At 66.2% G+C, this 16,878-nt stretch carries 15 protein-coding genes; 8 read left to right on the top strand and 7 right to left on the bottom strand.

The genetic code is table 11. The features are described from left to right. Positions 1-193 precede the first annotated feature (193 nt). A complete protein-coding gene (locus QRN25_RS21800; RefSeq protein ID WP_285021328.1) occupies positions 194-3,037 on the top strand; it encodes a M16 family metallopeptidase in 2,844 nt (947 codons plus the stop codon). A gap of 101 nt (positions 3,038-3,138) precedes the next feature. Here QRN25_RS21800 and QRN25_RS21795 read toward each other — a convergent pair whose 3' ends face one another. Next, positions 3,139-4,017 (bottom strand): isocitrate lyase/PEP mutase family protein, encoded by an 879-nt coding sequence (locus tag QRN25_RS21795; RefSeq protein ID WP_285021327.1) that lies wholly within the window; start codon positions 4,015-4,017, stop codon positions 3,139-3,141. A gap of 60 nt (positions 4,018-4,077) precedes the next feature. Further along, the gene (locus tag QRN25_RS21790) at positions 4,078-4,776 is read right to left on the bottom strand and encodes an HAD-IA family hydrolase (RefSeq protein WP_285021325.1); all 699 of its coding nucleotides are present in this window, start codon (positions 4,774-4,776) and stop codon (positions 4,078-4,080) included. Between the two features lie 61 nt (positions 4,777-4,837). Between QRN25_RS21790 and glmU the strand changes: the two genes are divergently transcribed. Continuing rightward, on the top strand, positions 4,838-6,205 hold the full coding sequence (glmU, locus tag QRN25_RS21785) for a bifunctional UDP-N-acetylglucosamine diphosphorylase/glucosamine-1-phosphate N-acetyltransferase GlmU (RefSeq protein ID WP_285021324.1): 1,368 nt from the start codon (positions 4,838-4,840) through the stop codon (positions 6,203-6,205). Positions 6,206-6,338: 133 nt separating this feature from the next. Here glmU and QRN25_RS21780 read toward each other — a convergent pair whose 3' ends face one another. After that, the gene (locus QRN25_RS21780; RefSeq protein ID WP_285021323.1) at positions 6,339-7,052 is read right to left on the bottom strand and encodes a tetratricopeptide repeat protein; all 714 of its coding nucleotides are present in this window, start codon (positions 7,050-7,052) and stop codon (positions 6,339-6,341) included. A gap of 197 nt (positions 7,053-7,249) precedes the next feature. Between QRN25_RS21780 and QRN25_RS21775 the strand changes: the two genes are divergently transcribed. The 4 genes from QRN25_RS21775 (at position 7,250) to glmS (ending at position 10,763) form a co-directional block, all read left to right on the top strand. Beyond that, the gene (locus QRN25_RS21775) at positions 7,250-8,080 is read left to right on the top strand and encodes a TIGR00266 family protein (protein ID WP_008832307.1); all 831 of its coding nucleotides are present in this window, start codon (positions 7,250-7,252) and stop codon (positions 8,078-8,080) included. A 116-nt stretch (positions 8,081-8,196) separates the two neighbouring features. Continuing rightward, complete coding sequence (locus QRN25_RS21770; protein WP_285021322.1) at positions 8,197-8,556, top strand: ribbon-helix-helix protein, CopG family; 360 nt, start codon at positions 8,197-8,199, stop codon at positions 8,554-8,556. Next, the gene (locus tag QRN25_RS21765; RefSeq protein WP_069707660.1) at positions 8,553-8,921 is read left to right on the top strand and encodes a type II toxin-antitoxin system VapC family toxin; all 369 of its coding nucleotides are present in this window, start codon (positions 8,553-8,555) and stop codon (positions 8,919-8,921) included. The genes QRN25_RS21770 and QRN25_RS21765 overlap by 4 nt, the downstream gene beginning before the upstream one ends. A gap of 18 nt (positions 8,922-8,939) precedes the next feature. After that, on the top strand, positions 8,940-10,763 hold the full coding sequence (gene glmS, locus QRN25_RS21760; protein WP_285021320.1) for a glutamine--fructose-6-phosphate transaminase (isomerizing): 1,824 nt from the start codon (positions 8,940-8,942) through the stop codon (positions 10,761-10,763). 39 nt (positions 10,764-10,802) lie between these two features. On the opposite strand, the gene QRN25_RS21755 is transcribed toward glmS, so the two are convergent. Then, positions 10,803-11,606 (bottom strand): SDR family NAD(P)-dependent oxidoreductase, encoded by an 804-nt coding sequence (locus QRN25_RS21755; protein ID WP_285021319.1) that lies wholly within the window; start codon positions 11,604-11,606, stop codon positions 10,803-10,805. A 220-nt stretch (positions 11,607-11,826) separates the two neighbouring features. On the opposite strand from QRN25_RS21755, the gene QRN25_RS21750 reads away from it, so the two are divergent. Then, positions 11,827-12,612, top strand: coding sequence for an SDR family NAD(P)-dependent oxidoreductase (locus QRN25_RS21750; RefSeq protein ID WP_285021317.1), 786 nt, complete (start codon positions 11,827-11,829; stop codon positions 12,610-12,612). Between the two features lie 134 nt (positions 12,613-12,746). Here the strand turns inward: QRN25_RS21750 and QRN25_RS21745 are convergent, their stop codons facing one another. Genes QRN25_RS21745 through QRN25_RS21735 form a run of 3 tightly spaced genes read right to left on the bottom strand, consistent with a single transcriptional unit; the run spans position 12,747 to position 15,821 of the window. Further along, positions 12,747-13,988: an MBL fold metallo-hydrolase gene (locus QRN25_RS21745; protein WP_285021316.1), complete on the bottom strand. Its 1,242-nt coding sequence runs from the start codon at positions 13,986-13,988 to the stop codon at positions 12,747-12,749. 1 nt (position 13,989) lies between these two features. Next, positions 13,990-15,000, bottom strand: coding sequence for a zinc-dependent alcohol dehydrogenase (locus tag QRN25_RS21740; RefSeq protein ID WP_271181009.1), 1,011 nt, complete (start codon positions 14,998-15,000; stop codon positions 13,990-13,992). Between the two features lie 29 nt (positions 15,001-15,029). After that, entirely contained in the window at positions 15,030-15,821 is a 792-nt protein-coding gene (locus tag QRN25_RS21735; protein ID WP_069707655.1) for an SDR family NAD(P)-dependent oxidoreductase, read from the bottom strand. 172 nt (positions 15,822-15,993) lie between these two features. Between QRN25_RS21735 and QRN25_RS21730 the strand changes: the two genes are divergently transcribed. Beyond that, the gene (locus QRN25_RS21730) at positions 15,994-16,875 is read left to right on the top strand and encodes a helix-turn-helix transcriptional regulator (protein WP_285021314.1); all 882 of its coding nucleotides are present in this window, start codon (positions 15,994-15,996) and stop codon (positions 16,873-16,875) included. The last annotated feature ends 3 nt before the right edge of the window (positions 16,876-16,878 follow it).

The following is a 16,878-nucleotide window of genomic DNA, read 5'->3' as shown; positions in this document are numbered from 1 at the left end:
GATTCGTCATTGCGAGCGAAGCGAAGCAATCCAGGGCAGTCTGACACCGCCCTGGATTGCTTCGCTTCGCTCGCAATGACGAGAACGAGGTCATGCATACCGCGCCGGGCAGCGTTCCCACCTCGCCACGGCATGTCCGCGTGCTCAACATGCGCCTTGCCTTCGCCTTCCGGCCTTGGCACTCCTCAACGCGATGAGAGTTTCCCTGATCGCGCTCCTTGTCGCACTGGCTCCCATGCCACTGGCCGCCAAGGACAAACCCGCCCCAAGCGCTGCCACCGGGACCGTCTGGGCCTTCGACCGCAGCGACATCCCGGTCGATCCCGATTTTCGCTTCGGCCGCCTGCCCAACGGCATGCGCTACATCGTCCGCCACAACGCGACGCCCGCCGGAACCGCGATCGTGCGCATGGACGTCGAGGCCGGATCGCTCGACGAATCCCCTGCCGAACAGGGCTTCGCGCATTTCCTCGAACACATGGCCTTCAACGGCTCGCAACGCGTGCCCGAGGGCCAGATGGTGCCGCTGCTGGAGCGCGAGGGGCTGGCCTTCGGCGCCGACACCAATGCCTCGACCAGCTTCGACCGCACGCTCTACAAGCTGGACCTGCCCCGCAATGACCCGGCGCTGATCGACACCGCGCTGATGCTGATGCGCGAGACCGCGAGCAATCTCACCATCTCGCAGGAGGCGGTAGCCCGCGAGCGCGGCGTCGTCCTGGCGGAAATGCGCGACCGCAACTCCTGGGCCTTGCGCAACGCCATCGACACGACGCGGTTCTTCTACCCCAAGTCGCTCTACGCCCAGCGCTTCCCCATCGGCACCGTCGAAACCCTGAACGCCGCCGACGCCGCATCCCTGCGCGCCTTCTACGAACGCGAATACGTCCCCGCCCACGTCACCCTCGTGGTGGTCGGCGATTTCGACGTCGCTGCGGTGGAAGCGGGCATCGTGCGCCACTTCAACGACTGGAGCGCCAAGCCCGCCGAGCAGCAACCCTCCCCCGGCCCGGTCAAGGCCAAGGACAAGGCCCGCACCGGCGTCTACCTCGACCCGGCCTTGTCCGAGCGCGTGACCGTCCAGCGCAACGGGCCGTACCAGGACGAACCCGACTCGATCGCCGAGCGCCGCGAGACACTGCTGCGCTCGATCGGCTACGACATCGTCAACCGCCGCCTCCAGCGCCTCGCCCGCAGCGCCGAGCCGCCGTTCCGGGGCGCGGGCTTCGGCACCGGCGACGTGTTCAAGGCGGCGCGCTCGACCCGGATCATCATCGACACCGTGGACGGCAAGTGGCGCGCCGGGCTGGAGGCGGCCGGGATCGAATACCGCCGCGCCCTCGCCTACGGCTTCTCGGCGGCCGAAGTCGCCGAGCAGGTGGCGCAAGTTCGCACCGGCATCGTCAACGCCGCCGCCTCGGCCTCGACGCGCAGCAATGCGATGCTGACGGCACTGGCGCTCTCGCTGGTCGATGACGAGATGGTGCCCTCTACGCCGCAGTCTGGGCTGGAACGCTTCGAGCGCTTCGCTCCGCAGATCACCCCCGAAGCCGTGCTGGCGGCGCTCAAGCGCGAAGCGCTGACGCTCGACGCGCCGCTGATCCGCTTCCAGGGCCGCAAGGCGCCCGAAGGCGGTGCAACCGCGCTGCGCGATGCCTGGCGCGAGGTCATGCGCGCGAAAATCGACAAGGAAGCCGCCGCCGACACCGCGCAGTTCGCGTACACCGATTTCGGCCCGGCAGGGCAGGTCTTATCGGACACCCGGCGCGAAGACCTCGGCATCCGCGAGGTGCGGTTCGCCAACGGGGTCATGCTCAACTTGCGCAAGACCGATCTCGAAAAGGACCGCGTGCGCGTGAGCCTCGCCATAGACGGCGGCGACCGGCTGAACACGCGCGAGAACCCGCATGCGACGCAGTTGGTGCCCAATCTCGACGATGGCGGCCTCGCCAAGCACAGCCGCGATTCGCTCGACACGATTCTCGCCGGGCGCAGCGTCGGGCTCGGGTTGTCGAGCGCGGCGGCGAGCTTCGATTCGCGGGTGACGACGACCCCGCGCGACCTCGAAATCCAGCTGCAGCTGCTAGCCGCGCTGGTCACCGACCCCGGTTACCGGCCCGAAGGCGAAGTGCGCTATCGGCAGGCGATCAACAACTACTTCGCACAGCTCGATGCGACCCCGGCCTCGGCGCTCGCGGCCCGCATCGGCGGCATCCTCAGCAACGACGACCCGCGTTTCAGCCTCGGCAACGTCGAGGATTATCGCCACTTGTCCTATGCCAAGCTGAAGACCGACGTCAGCGACCGGCTGGCCCGGGGCGCGATCGAGATCGGCCTCGTCGGCGACATCGACGAAGACGCCGCGATCGCGCTGGTTGCCCGCACGTTTGGCGCCCTGCCCGCCCGCGAGATGGCCTTCCATGGTGAGACCGGCCAGCCCCCTCGCCTCTTCGCCAGCGATCGGTCGGCGCGGATCGTCCGTCACACCGGCCCTGCGGATCAGGCCTTGATACGAATCACCTGGCCCACGCGCGACGACACCGATCCGGTCGAGGCGCTCGAACTCGAACTGCTGGAACGGGTCATGCGCGTCGAACTGACCGACCAGCTGCGCGAGGCGCTGGGCAAGGCCTACTCGCCCTCGGCATCGAGCCAGCTTTCGCATGAGTGGAAAGGCTATGGCACCTTCTCGGTCAACGCCTCGGTGGACGTCGCCGAAGTGCCCGCGACACGCGCGGCGATCCGGCAGGTGCTGGACGATCTGCGCAAGGCCCCGGTCAGCGCCGACATCCTGCTGCGTGCGCGGCAGCCGATGATCGAAAGCCTCGCCAACGCGCTCAAGAGCAATGCGGGCTGGATGGCACTCGTCGACCACGCGCAGTCCCAGCCCGATCGGATCGAGCGTTTCCAAAATGCGCGCGAACAGCTGCTGGCGCTTACCCCGGCGGACGTGCAGGCGATGGCCCAGCGCTACCTCACGCCCGAGGCCGGGCTGGAGGTGCTGGCGCTGCCGAAGGATGTGGCGGAACCGAAGTAAGCCCCCGCATACCTCGTCATTGCGAGCGTAGCGAAGCAATCCAGGGCGGCTCAAGACTGCCCTGGATTGCTTCGCTACGCTCGCAATGACGGGCGGAGGGGCTATCGCGCGTGATTGGGCCGCGTCGGCTTGCCGGTCCGCTCCGCCCAGTCGACGATGAGATCATCATACAGCTTCTGATCGATCAGGTCGTACTTCTCCGGGAAGTTACGGAAAGCGTCCATCGCGCTGGCGACCCAGCCGGTCTCCATCAGCTCGCGCGCCATCTTGAGGTGGTTCACCGCCGCCGAGACCCAGCCCCACCCGGTCGAAAGCGTGAACCCCGTATCCGGCAAGTTGAACCCAAGCGTGCAAACCGGGATCGGCATATGCGGGATGACTTCGGCCTGCTGCTCAGGGGGAGCGCTGGCGAAAACGATCGCGTCGGCCCCCGCCTCGGCATAAGCGTGCCCCCGCCGGATCGCCTCTTCCACCGAGCCCGAACCGCCGCCGCCATTGGCGCTGGTGTAGAGTTCATCGCAGCGCGCGATGATCACCAGGCCCGAGTCGCCCCGCGCCTTCACCCCGGCCTCGATCCGGCATTGCATCTCCTCGATCGAGCAGAGGCCATTCGCATGCTTGGAATGCTTGGGGTTCACCTCGTCCTCAATGTGATACCCGGCGATCCCGGCCGCGACGTACATCTTCGTGAAGCGGTATGCATCGGCCACCGTCTCGCCCAGCGTATCGGCGTCGGCGATCAGCGGAATATCCATGGCCTGCGCGATGCGGCCCGCCTGGTCGATCTGTTCGATCTGGCTGAAGATGCCGTTGTCGGGCACCGCATAGTGAAATGCCGAGCAGGCATGGCCGCCAAGATAGGCCGCCTTGAACCCGACCTGCTGGACGATTCGCCCGGTGAGCGCGCTGTAGGCCTCGGCGGCGACAAAATGCTCGCCGTTCTCGATCAACGCGCGCAGCTTCTCACCCGGTGTCGGCATCGTCGGCTCTCCCTCTTTCGAACGGAGGGCTCGCACGAAGCCGCCGGGCGGGCAAGCGGGTCAGGCGGGTATCGGCCCCGCGTTGTTGCCGATCCGCTCGAGCGCGGGGACGAGTTGGTCGAAATGGTCGATCACCGCCGACGCGCCGAGTTCGCCGGGCGGCAGGTCGTTGAAACCGAAGCTGACCGCGATGCACGGCAGCCCCGCCGCCGCCGCCGCGCGCGTGTCGTACGTGGTATCGCCGACATAAGCCGCACGCCCTTCCCCGCCGCGTTCCAGCATCAGCTGCAGCAGGTCGGGACGCGGCTTGGCCCGGCCGGGGCCGAGGGTGTCGCCGCCGATCACCGTGTAGAACCGCTCCGACAGGCCGAGTTCGCCGAAGATCTTCGTGGCGAACCGCTCCAGCTTGTTGGTGACGACGGCGATCTTCACGCCGCGCGCCGCCAGTTCGTCCAGCATCGCCGTGCCGCCGGGGAACAGGCAGGTCTCGACCGCGATATTGGCTTCGTAAAAGGCGAGCAGCGCATCGTGCAGTTCCTCGAAGCGCACATCGTCCACCGCGCCGCCCGTCGCGACGAGCGCATTGGCGAGCATCTTGCGCGCGCCGCCGCCCACGAACCCGCGCACTTCCTCGCGCGGGACGGCCCGGCGGCCTTCCAGAGAAAGGGCGTGATTGACCGCGTGGCCAAGGTCGCCGAGACTGTCGAGAAGGGTTCCGTCGAGGTCGAAACCGACGATCTGAAAAGGAAAGCTGGTCATTGCGCCAAGCAGTGCAGGCTCGGGATGGAAACCGCAACAATTTGCTGGCAGGAGAGCACCCATGACTTTGGCCAGTAACCCCCTCGCAATCGTCGTCCTCGCCGCCGGCAAGGGCACCCGCATGAAGAGCGACCTGCACAAGGTGCTCCATCCCGTAGCCGGCCGCCCGATGCTGGAACATCTGCTGGCTAGCGCCGCGCAGTTGGCTCCCGAGCGGCAGGTCGTCGTCGCCGGGCATGGGCGCGAGCAGTTGGAAAAGGCGCTGGGAAGCCGCGCGACGATCGCGGTGCAGGAGCCGCAGCTCGGCACCGGCCACGCCGTCCAGCAGGCCGAGGGCGCGCTGGCGGGCTTCGACGGCGACGTGCTGATCCTCTACGGCGATGTGCCCTTCGTGCGCGAAGAGACGATGCGCGCGATGATCGCCCGCCTCCATGCCGAGGATGCCCCGGCAGTGGTCGTGCTCGGCTTCCAGCCCGAGGACCCGCTGCAATACGGCCGTGTGCTCGCCCATGATGACGGGCGCATCGCGATGATGGTCGAGTACAAGGATGCCACCGAGGAACAGCGCGCCTGCCGCTTGTGCAATTCGGGCCTGATGGCGGTGAAGTCGGCCGATCTGTTCGACCTGCTCGCCAAAGTCGGCAACGAGAACGCCCAGGGCGAGTATTACCTCGTCGACATCGTCAATATCGCCACGCTCGAAGGATGCGCCTGCGCGGTGATCGTCACTGACGACCCGGACGAAGTCGGCGGCATCAACAGCCGCGGCGAACTCGCCGAAGCCGAAGGGCGCTGGCAGAAGAAGCGCCGGGTGCAGGCCATGGCCGACGGCGTGACCTTGATCGCGCCGGAAACCGTATTCTTCGCCTGGGACACGAAGCTCGGCCGCGACGTCACCGTCGAGCCCAACGTGGTGTTCGGCCCCGGTGTTACCGTCGCCGATAACGTCGTCATTCACGCCTTCTCGCACCTCGAGGGCGCGACGCTCGAAAGCGGCGTCGCCATTGGACCTTACGCTCGCCTGCGGCCCGGCGCGGTGCTCAAGGCCGGGTCCAAGATCGGCAACTTCGTCGAGATGAAGAACGCCGTGCTGGGCGAAGGCGCGAAGGCCAACCACCTGACCTACCTCGGCGACGCGGTGGTCGGTGCGGGCGCCAACATCGGCGCGGGCACGATCACCTGCAACTACGACGGCTACTTCAAGCACAAGACCGTGATCGGCGAGCGCGCCTTCATCGGCTCCAACAGCGCGCTGGTGGCGCCTGTGAAGATCGGCGCCGACGCGATCGTGGCGGCGGGCAGCGCGGTCACCCGCGACGTGGCGGACGGCGAACTGCGCCTCGTGCGCGGGGAACAACTGGTCAAGCCCGGCTGGGCCGACCGTTTCCATGATGCGATGAAGAAGAAGAAGGCCGAGTTGAAGGGCTGATCCAGCCGGGTATGCCGCCGACCTGAAACACGTTCGTCATTGCGAGCGAAGCGAAGCAATCCAAGGCGGTTTACGCGGCCCTGGATTGCTTCGCTTCGCTCGCAATGACGATCTGGTGTTGGGAACTGAAAGCTCAGGAACCGATGAGCTTACGGCGTGAAATATTGCTCAGTTCCACCCGCGCGATCTCGCTCTTGGGATCGTACTGCAGCGACTGGTCGTAGAACTTCTCCGCCTCGTCATACTGCCCCATCGCCGCCTTGGTGAAACCCATCCCCCGCAGGGCGCGCGCCGCTATCCGTGCGTCCTTGCCGGTCGTGGACTTGTCGACCACGGCCCAGGCCTTGGCGAACAGATCGTAGCTGCCCTGCCAGTCACGGCGCGACTTGAAGAGTTCGGCATATTCGTTGGCGAAGTGGGCATTGCCCGGCGCCATCTGCGAGGCCTGCCGCAATTCAGCCTCGGCAAGATCGCCTCGACCCAGATCGATGAGCGCGAAGCCCTTGCCGAAATGCGCCTCGCACAGTGCGGGATCGACGTCGACGCTGCCGGCAGCGGCCGCCCCGCCGTCACGGCAGAGGCGTGGGCGCAAATCGCCGGAAAGCCGCTGGTCGGCATCGGCGATGACCTTGTCGAACAGCTTGACCGCCTGCGCCTGCTTGCCCTGGCGGATCAGATCGTAGCCCTGCTGGACATGGGCGGCGGCGTCGAAGCGGGTATCCGTCACCCGCGCGGCGGGTGCGAAATTGGCCGCCACAAGATGCGGCTGTTGCTGCACGGGTTCGGCATGAGCCGCTCCCGCGATGAAAAGCGAAACAAGAACGGAAGACGCAATTCGAGCGTTCATCGGTGTTTTTCCTCTCCCCAAAACACCGATACCGCGCCGGTCTGTGCCGAGCCCTTCTACGTGGGCCAATCGTCAGACAGTGTTCGTTGAACTGCGAAGAATATCCGACCGGCGCGGTTTGACAAGTCATCTTGCCGAAATCAAACCCTCGTCTCATCGCACATGGTCCGCTGGTGGGCCGACGACGGAGATTTTCGATGGCAAACAGCCCCTGGAGCCATACGCGCAGTTCATCGCTTTCCGACGACGTCGATTTCGAGATCAAGGGCCAGGAACTCCAGTTCGTCGAGATCGAACTCGACCCCGGCGAAAGCGCGGTGGCCGAAGCCGGGGCGATGGTCTGGAAGGACGCCTCCATCGACATGACCACCGTATTCGGCGACGGCTCGGCGGATCAGGGCGGCGGCTTCATGGGCAAGCTGCTGGGCGCAGGCAAGCGCCTCGTGACGGGCGAAAGCCTGTTCACCACCGTCTTCACCCATCGCGGCTCAGGCAAGGCACGCGTATCCTTCGCGGCGCCGATCCCCGGCTCGATCCTGCCGATCAAGCTGGACGAAGTCGGCGGACGGCTGATCTGCCAGAAGGACGCCTTCCTGTGCGCCGCGCGCGGCGTGTCCATCGGCATCCACTTCCAGCAGCGCATCATGACCGGCCTGTTCGGCGGCGAAGGCTTCATCATGCAGAAGCTGGAAGGCGACGGCTGGGTCTTCGTCCAGATGGGCGGCACCGTGATCGAGCGCGAGCTTCGCGCCGGAGAAGAACTCCACGTCGATACCGGCTGCGTCGCCGCCTTCCAGCCCAGCGTGGAGTTCGATGTGGTGCGAGCAGGCTCCGTCAAGTCCATGATTTTCGGTGGAGAAGGCGTCTTTTTTGCCCGCCTGCGCGGCCCCGGGAAAGTCTGGATCCAGTCGCTGCCGTTCTCGCGGCTCGCCGGGCGGATGCTGGCGGCGGCAGGCTCGACCGGCGGCCAGAACCGCGGCGAGGGATCGCTGCTGGGCTCGCTGGGCAACCTCATCGACGGCGATTGATGACGCGAATGTAATGTGCAGGACAGCGCCCGGTCATCGGCGATCCGGCACTGTCCTGCCATGGCTCACGATACATCCGCCTTGCCGATGATATCACGATATGATATCGCGATATCATGACGCGTATTCTCGCAGACCTGCCCGACGAGGACATCCGCTGGCTCGACGCCCGCGCCGCCGAACTCGGCCAGTCGCGCGCTTCGGTCCTGCGCGAGGCGGTATCGACCTACAAGGCCCATGCGCAGCCGGCGAGTGGCAAGGACTGGCTGGATCAGGCTTTCGGCATCTGGAAGAACCGCCAGGACATCGGCGATCCAATAGATTGGCAACGCCGCGAGCGCGCTTCGTGGACCCGGCCGTGGGATGACGACTACGAAGAGGTGAAGGCCGAATTTCCGGACCTTTTCGACGAGCAGGATGACCGCGAACGCGCGCATTATCTCGCCCAATCCGGCCGGAAGCCGTCTGCGGAATGAGCGGTTATTCGTTCGACAGCAATATCCTGATCGATGCGCTGAACGGTTTTCCGCCCGCCCACGCCGAGATCGCACGTGTTGATCGGCCCTGCATAAGCAGGCTGGTCTGGACTGAGGTTCTTTCCAAGGAAGGCGGCGCAACTCTCAGGAACATAGAGATATTCCTGTCCGGCTTCCTGATCGAGGAAGTGGACGCGGAGATCGCTCGCCATGCCGCAGCGCTACGACGGGAGCGACCGAAACTGAAATTGCCCGACGCGATCATCCTGGCCTCTGCGCAAGTGCGCCAGCGCATTCTGGTTACACGAAATACCAAGGATTTTCCGGCAAGCATGCCGGGCATCCGCGTCCCCTACTCTCTCTAGACCAAGGCACTTAATCTCATGTGTGGCATCATCGGCATCGTCGGCAAGGAAGACGTGGCGGACCGGCTGGTCGACGGCCTGCGCCGGATGGAATATCGCGGCTACGACAGCGCTGGCGTCTGTACGTTGTTTGACGGCCAGCTCGTGCGCCGCCGCGCCGAGGGCAAGTTGATGAACCTCGTCAAGGAACTGGCGCGTGATCCGGCGCCGGGCCTGACCGGCATCGCCCATACCCGCTGGGCCACCCACGGCGCGCCGACCGCCGCCAATGCCCACCCGCACGCGACCGCCGAACTGGCGCTCGTCCACAACGGCATCATCGAGAACTTCAAGCCCCTGCGCGAAGCCCTCGAATCGCGCGGCCGCACCTTCGAGAGCCAGACCGACACCGAAGTCGTCGCGCATCTGGTGTCCGAGCAGGTCGAAGCGGGCGTATCGCCGGAAGACGCCGTCAAGGCGGTCCTGCCTCAGCTGCGCGGGGCCTTCGCGCTCGCGATCGCCTTCCGCCGCTTCCCGGATATGCTGATCGGCGCCCGCCTCGGCTCGCCGCTGGTCGTCGGCTACGGAGACGGCGAGACCTACCTCGGTTCGGACGCGCTGGCCCTCGCCCCGCTGACTCAGAAGATCACCTACCTCGAAGAAGGTGACTGGGTCGTCATCACCCGTGAGGGCGCGACGATCTACGACGCCGACAACAATCCGGTGACGCGCGAAGTCGTCACCTCCGGCGCGTCGGCCGTGGCGATCGAGAAGGGCAATTTCCGCCACTTCATGCAGAAGGAAATCTTCGAGCAGCCCACCGTGGTCGCCCAGACGCTGCGCAGCTATCTGCGCCAGGTCGACCAGTCGGTAGCGCTGCCGCAGATCGATTTCGACCTCGGTTCGGTCAAGCGCATCACCATCGTCGCCTGCGGCACCAGCTTCTACGCCGGCATGGTCGCGAAGTACTGGATCGAGACTTTCGCCCGAGTGCCCGTCGATATCGACGTGGCCAGCGAGTTCCGTTACCGCGACCCGGTTCTGGAAGACGGCGGCCTGGCGCTGTTCATCTCGCAATCGGGCGAGACGGCCGACACCCTCGCCGCGCTAAAGCATTGCAAGGCAGCCGGGCAGACCATCGCCGTCGTCGTCAACGTGCCCACCAGCACGATGGCGCGCGAGGCGGACCTGCTGCTGCCGACCCACGCCGGTCCGGAGATCGGCGTCGCCTCGACCAAGGCCTTCACCTGCCAGCTTGCCGTTCTCGCCGCCCTTGCCGCGCATCTGGCGGTCAAGCGCGGGCGGATGGACCGCGCTGAGGAAGCGGAAGTCGTCCAGCACCTGCTCGCCACACCCGCCAGCCTCAACGCCGCGCTCGATCATGACGAGGAAATCGCGGCCATGGCGCACCTCATCGCGCCCGCACGCGACGTGCTCTACCTCGGACGCGGCCCGGACTATCCGCTGGCCCTCGAAGGTGCACTGAAACTCAAGGAAATCAGCTATATCCACGCCGAAGGTTATGCTTCGGGTGAAATGAAGCACGGCCCCATCGCGCTCATCGACGAAGCGGTGCCGGTGATCGTCCTCGCCCCTTCCGGCCCGCTGTTCGAGAAGACCGTCAGCAACATGCAGGAGGTGCGCGCACGCGGCGGCAAGGTGGTGCTGATCTCCGACTCGGAAGGCATCGCCGAGGCGGGCGAAGGCTGCATCGCGACCATCGAGATGCCGCGCGTGCACCCGCTGATCGCGCCGCTGGTCTATGCGGTGCCGGTCCAACTCCTCGCCTATCACGTCGCCTGTGTGAAGGGGACCGACGTCGACCAGCCGCGCAACCTCGCCAAGAGCGTCACGGTCGAGTGAACGCGAAGGCGCGCGATTGGCGAACCGCGCGCCTTTGCCTCACATCGAAGGCGCGTAACCGCCGTTGAGCGGATAGGTCTGCCCCGTGATCCACTCCGCCGCGTCGGAGCACAGGAACGTCACGAGCGCGGCGACGTCGTCGGACTTGCCGTAGCGGCGGATCGTGTAGCGGGCCATCTGCGCCTTGGCGTGATCGCCCTGCATGACTTCGGCGAGCTTTTCCGCAGGCATGTCCGGCATCAGCGAGGACAGCGAGACGGCGTTGCTGGTCACGTTGTAGCGCCCGAGTTCCTTGGCGATCGAGCGCACGAAACCCTGCGCCCCCGCCTTGGCCGAGGCATAGACCGCGAGCTTGGGCTCGCCCACGCGGCCTGAATCCGAAACTATGGTGACGATGCGGCCCTTCTTCGCCGCCACCATGTTCGGAATGAACGCGAAACAGGCATTGTAGACGCCATAGAGGTTGGTGCGCAGATAGCGGTCCCAGGCCGAGGGCTCCTCCTCCCAGAAGTTGAGGGTCGGACGCAGCGAGCCTCCCGGCCCGGCCATCCCGGCATTGTTGACCAGGATCGTCGCGGCGCCGAGCTTGTCGCGGATCGCGGCATCGGCAGCACGGATCGCGTCGAGATCGCCCACGTCGAAGGGCACCGCCAGCGCCGGCACGCCCATCGCGCGGATTTCCTCGGCTACGGCTTCTGCGCGTTCGGCCACGAAGTCGTTCACCGCGATGCCCCCCGCATTGTGCCGCGCCAGTTCGAGCGCGATGCCGCGCCCCGCGTTCTGCCCGGCCCCGGTGACCACCGCCACCTGCCCTCCCAGATCGAGTAGATCGTGCTCGCTCATTGAACCCTGCTCCCATCTTGCTTGCGCATTAGATAGTATTTACTATCTTTATCTGCGAGTCCGTTGGTGTGAGCGCTCATCGCCGATCATCCCGGCGATGGCCCCGTGCCTTTGGATGAGAGTGAATAAGGTGTGGGCACGGTTGCCAAGAGCCAGTGGCGGGAGCGGCCCGGATATCGCGGCGACGCTGCTAGCAGCGCCCGATGGAGAGGAGAAAAGGATGTTCGAGGAATTCGACCTGACCGGCCGCGTGGCGCTGGTTACCGGCGGCGGCACCGGCATCGGCCGGGCCATCGCGCTGCTGCTGGCCCGGCGCGGCGCGGACATTGCAGTGGCGGGTCGCAAGCGCGCGCCGCTCGACGCGGTGGTGGCGGAGATCGAAGCGCTCGGCCGCAAGGGTCTGGCGGTAGAGGCCGACGTGCGCGAACTGGCACCCGTGCAGGCCATGGTCGAGGCGGCAGCGGTGCATTTCGGGCGGCTCGACATCCTCGTCAACAACGCGGGCGGAGCCCATGGGCACGTCGGCATTGCGAAGATGGACCCGGCCAAATGGGACCGCGACATCGCGCTCAATCTCAATTCGGCGATGTATGCCTCGCAGGCGGCGTTTCCGCATTTGCGCAAGGTGAAGGGCTGCATCGTCAACGTGTCCTCGGTCGCCGGGATGCACGGAACGCAGGGCGTGGCGGCCTATTCGGCGGCCAAGGCGGGCGTCCAGATGTTCACCCGCGTCGCGGCTGCCGAGTGGGGGCCAACAGGTGTGCGCGTCAACGCCGTCGCCCCCGGCATGACCGCGACCGAGAAGGCCCGCGCCGGATGGGAGAAGACCGGCTTCGACGCGGACAGCGCCGCGCATGTCTTTCCGCTGCGTCGCTACGGCCAGCCCGAGGACGTGGCACAGCTCGTCGGCTTCCTGGTCAGCGATGCGGCGAGCTACATCACCGGCGAAGCCATCGCCGTCGCGGGCGGACCGGTTCTGGGCGGAATGGTCAGGATCGACGATTGAGAAGTCCGGGCACTGACCATTAGCACCCGCTCATAATTCGTCATTGCGAGCGAAGCGAGGCAATCCAGAGCAGTCTGACACCGCCCTGGATTGCTTCGCTTCGCTCGCAATGACGAGATGAGAGTGGAATATTCCTAGAGTTTCGCTTCCATCTCGGCGAGTTCGGAGCGCAGCCACATAGTTTCCGAAAGATTGCGTCCGCCGCTCTCGGCCAGCAAGACTTCATGCGCGGCCTTGCGGACGGCGATGGCCTCGGCGTTGGTCGGTTCTGCGCCGAGGGCTATGTCGGTGAGGTGCACGGCCTCCAGCGCCGCGCCGCCGTCCAGCTTCTCCTGCGCCCGCCGGGCAAGTTTGCCAGCCCCGCCCGCCAGTTCGACAAGGTCCGCATCGATGCTGCTGCGCGGCACGCCGTAGAGCGCGGTGGTGCCGTCCTCATAGTGCAGCCAGCCCGAATACTCGCGCCAGATCGACTTGACCGCCCAGCTCGCCTTGCCGTGAAATTCGCCGATCTCCAGCCCCTCGGGCCAGGCGAATTCACGCATCAGAGTGTGGACGTCCTTGCCCGCCTTCATGCCCTCCAGCGTATAGTCGCGCACGTGAGACACCGCCGCGTGCAGCTTGTCGAGGTCGGCGCGGATGCGCTCCTTGCCGACGATCGCCTCGCCGTGGCCGGTGATCACGATTTCCGCGCCGAGATCGCGGATGGTTTCCAGCGACTTGAGGTAATTGCGCACCAGCCGCGGCTTGTCGCCGCGCAGGGTATTGAGGAACGGCATCGACAGCCACACCGGCCCGAAGACATTGCCGGTAAAGGCGATCTTCTCCTTCGGCAGCCAGACGGTGAGGCTGTCCACCGTCTCGCCCTCCGGCGTGGAGATCAGCTCGAAGGTGCGCCCGCCGAGTTCTAGCGTCAGGCGGCGATCGACGAGAATGTCCGGCACGACGTGCGGCGGCGGCTTGGGTGTCGAACCGCGCTTGAGCGTCGAGCCCCAGAGCTTGCGGCTTCTCGGCCCGAAGAAAGCCTGCAGGCCGTTCATGTCGGCCAAAGCCTCGTTGAAACCGGGGCCGCCGATCACTTGCGTGCCGTCTTCGAGGAATTCCGGCAAGCCGCCGTAGTGGTCGGCATGGCTCTGCGTGAGGATCACGAAGGCGAGCGGCCCGGCCCGGTGCGGCGCCAGCAAGCGCTTCGTGCGCTCGGCGTTGTCCATGAAGCCGGTGTTGACCATCACGTCGCCCTCGGCGGTGGTGACGAGGTAGGCGTTTGAGATGTCGTTCGCCTGGAAGATGAAGTCGGTCACCCGGATCGCCTCGGCCTGCTCGTCGCCTGCGCGCACCAGTCCGGCCAGCTTGGGTCCTGCATCCTTTACGTCGCTCATTTCAGACCTCCTCGAAGCTGATCATGACTTTGGCGGACTGCGGGCTCGCGGCGATCTCAAGGCCCTTCATGACGTCGCGGAACGGCAGCTTGTGGCTGATCATCGCGGCGATCTTGTCCTTGAGGCGCGGCATGGCCGCGATCACCTCGGGCATTTCGGTGGGGTAGCCGACGGCGGTGGTAATGGTCATCTCGCTGGTCAGCATGCGGCCGGCCGGGAACTCCAGCGGCTTCATATAGGCGGCGGTGATGACGAGGCGCGCGTGGAACTTCGCCATCATGATCACTTGCGTCAGGATGTTCGGCGCCCCTGCCGCGTCTATGTACGCATCGGTGCCGACGCCCACGCGCCCATAGCTCGGTACTTCGCCATGAAGGCGCGCCAGTTCCGCGCGCAAGTCCACCTCGGCCGGGTTGAGCGCCGCCCGCACGCCCAGCGCACGGGCGCGTTCCAGCCGCTCTTCCGAAAGGTCGAGCGCCACCACGTCGGTCACCCCGCGGTCGATCAGCCACAGCAGCATGCCGAGCCCTATCGGCCCGCAGCCGAACACCACGACCTTGTCGCCGGGCTTCACCTCGGCCCGATTGACCCCGTGCATGGCGACCGCAAGCGGCTCGCACATGGCGGCGACGTCATAGTCGATGCCGTCGGGGATCGGCAAGATCGATTCGCCCAGCCGCGCCTCGCGCACCAGCAATTCCTGCGTGAAGGCCCCTTCCGGGCCGCCGGAGCCGATGTTGCCCGGCGTCATCATCGGGTTGACGACCACCGGATCACCGACCGCGATGCCCTCGACCCCCGCGCCGACCTCGATCACCTCGCCCGCGCCTTCGTGGCCCAGCGCCGTCAGCGTGCCCGGCGTCGGAATGCCGCCGATCTTGATATACGAAAGGTCGGAGCCGCAGATGCCCACCGACTTCATCTTCACCACCACGTCGAGCGGCCCCGTCGCGGGACGTTCATAGGGGTCGAGCCTGACATCGCCCGAGCCGTGGATCCTGAGCAGTTCCATACGCCTCTCTCCTTGCCGGTCCGCCGCGTTTACGGCCGGACCATGTATCCGCCGTCGATGGTGATCGTCTCACCGGTCATGAAGCTGCTGGCGTCCGAGCACAGGTAGGCACCGATGCCCTCGAAGTCGGCGGGAAAGCCGGTGCGCTTCATCGGTATCGTCGGGGCGAAGTGCTGCGCAACGGCATCGGCGCGTGCGCCCTCTCCCATCATCGGCGTGATGACGAGGCCCGGCGCCACCACGTTGGCGCGAATGCCGAGCGGGGCCAGTTCAATGGCAAGGCAGCGGATCGCCGCCGCCACCGCCGCCTTAGAAGACGCATATTCCATCTTCCCCGCGAGGCCCTGGAACAGCGAGAGCGAGCCGCAGGCGACGAGGCTGCCGCCCGATTCGTCCCCCGCCTCTACTCGCTCCTTCATCAGCCTCGCGCCTTCGCGCAAGGTAAAGAAGGCGCCGTGCAGCGCGGTCTTCTGGAAGTCGTACCAGTGATCGGTCGGCATCTCGAAGACCGAGTTGTAGCGCGGCGAAGCCCCGGAATTCGCGAAGACGCAGTCCACGCGCCCGAAGTCGGCCATGACCGCCTCATAACCCTGCGCGATGTTCGCCTCTTCCGAAACATCGACCTGATAGGCGACGACTTTCCCCGCACCGGCCGCTTCGAGTTCGGCCTTGGCCTTCGCGCTCTTCTCGGCGTTGCGCGCCCAGATCGCGAGGTCGCCGCCCATCTTCGCCACGCCCATCGCGAAGCCGAAGCCGATGCCGCCGTTACCGCCGGTCACCACCGTCACTTTGCCCGCGCAGTCGAACAGGCTTTTCGCCATCCTTGTCTTCCTCTGTCCCAAACCGTGCCGTCATCGCGGCGTGTTCACCGGCGCGATGTTCCTCGCGAGAGGATTGCCCGGCAAGCGCGGCAGGCATAGAATTCGGGCCCTAACGTGGCGTCCGGGACACATTGCGGCCGACCTGCCGAAGATGACGCTGATGGAGATGAGCATGCCCGAGGCGCATCGTTCGAAGATGAGCATCGACGCGCAACTGGAAACGCGCGGCGTGATCGCGCAGATCGTGCGCTTCGACATTCCCGACCCGACAGACACCGTTCATGCGGTCGGCCGGGACTACCACGTCAACATGTGCCTCACCCCCCGTCCGCTGCAATCGCGCGGCGGCTATCGCAAGCGCTGGGGGCCGCACCGGCTGGAACGGCTGGGCGACATCTTCGTGCTGCCGCCGGGCGAGGAACTCCACATCAAGGGCGGCACGGGGCGGCAGGCATCGCTGACCTGCACCATCGACGCGGGACTGGTGCACGACCTCGTCGGCCATCGCCTGACCTGGGACGACCCGCATCTTGCCGCCGCGCTCGACATCGGGAGTGCGCAGATTCGCGCGCTGCTGTTTCGCATCACCGCCGAAGTGCGCCACCCCGGCCTCGCTGCGCAGCGGATGCTGGGCTTCCTCGGCAGCGAACTGGCGATCGAACTGGGGCGCCATTGCCTTGAGGTGACCGAGCGGCCCGTCACCGGCGGTCTCTCCGGCTGGCGGCTGCGGCTGATCGACGAGCGCCTTGCCGACGACCTCGCCGCCCCCTCGCTTGAAGAACTGGCGAAGCTGTGCGCCCTGTCGGTGCGCCAACTCACGCGGGGGTTCCGTGTCAGCCGCGCCTGTTCGATCGGCGACTACATCGAGCAGCGCCGCATGGAGGCCGCCAAGCGCCTGCTGATGGAGGGCGAGAGCGTGAAGACCATCGCTTTCACCATGGGGTTCTCCTCTCCCTCCAGCTTCACTTTCGCCTTCCGCCGCGCCGTGGGAGCCAGCCCCAGCACCTTCCGCCAGAGGCAGGGGCGCGTCCTCACCGAGCCTGTCGGGTCTTGACCC

This window comes from Novosphingobium sp. fls2-241-R2A-195, from assembly GCF_030209485.1.
Lineage (GTDB): Bacteria > Pseudomonadota > Alphaproteobacteria > Sphingomonadales > Sphingomonadaceae > Novosphingobium > Novosphingobium resinovorum.
The sequence above is the reverse complement of the archived record's forward strand: the minus strand, read 5'-3'. Positions and strand labels throughout refer to the sequence as shown.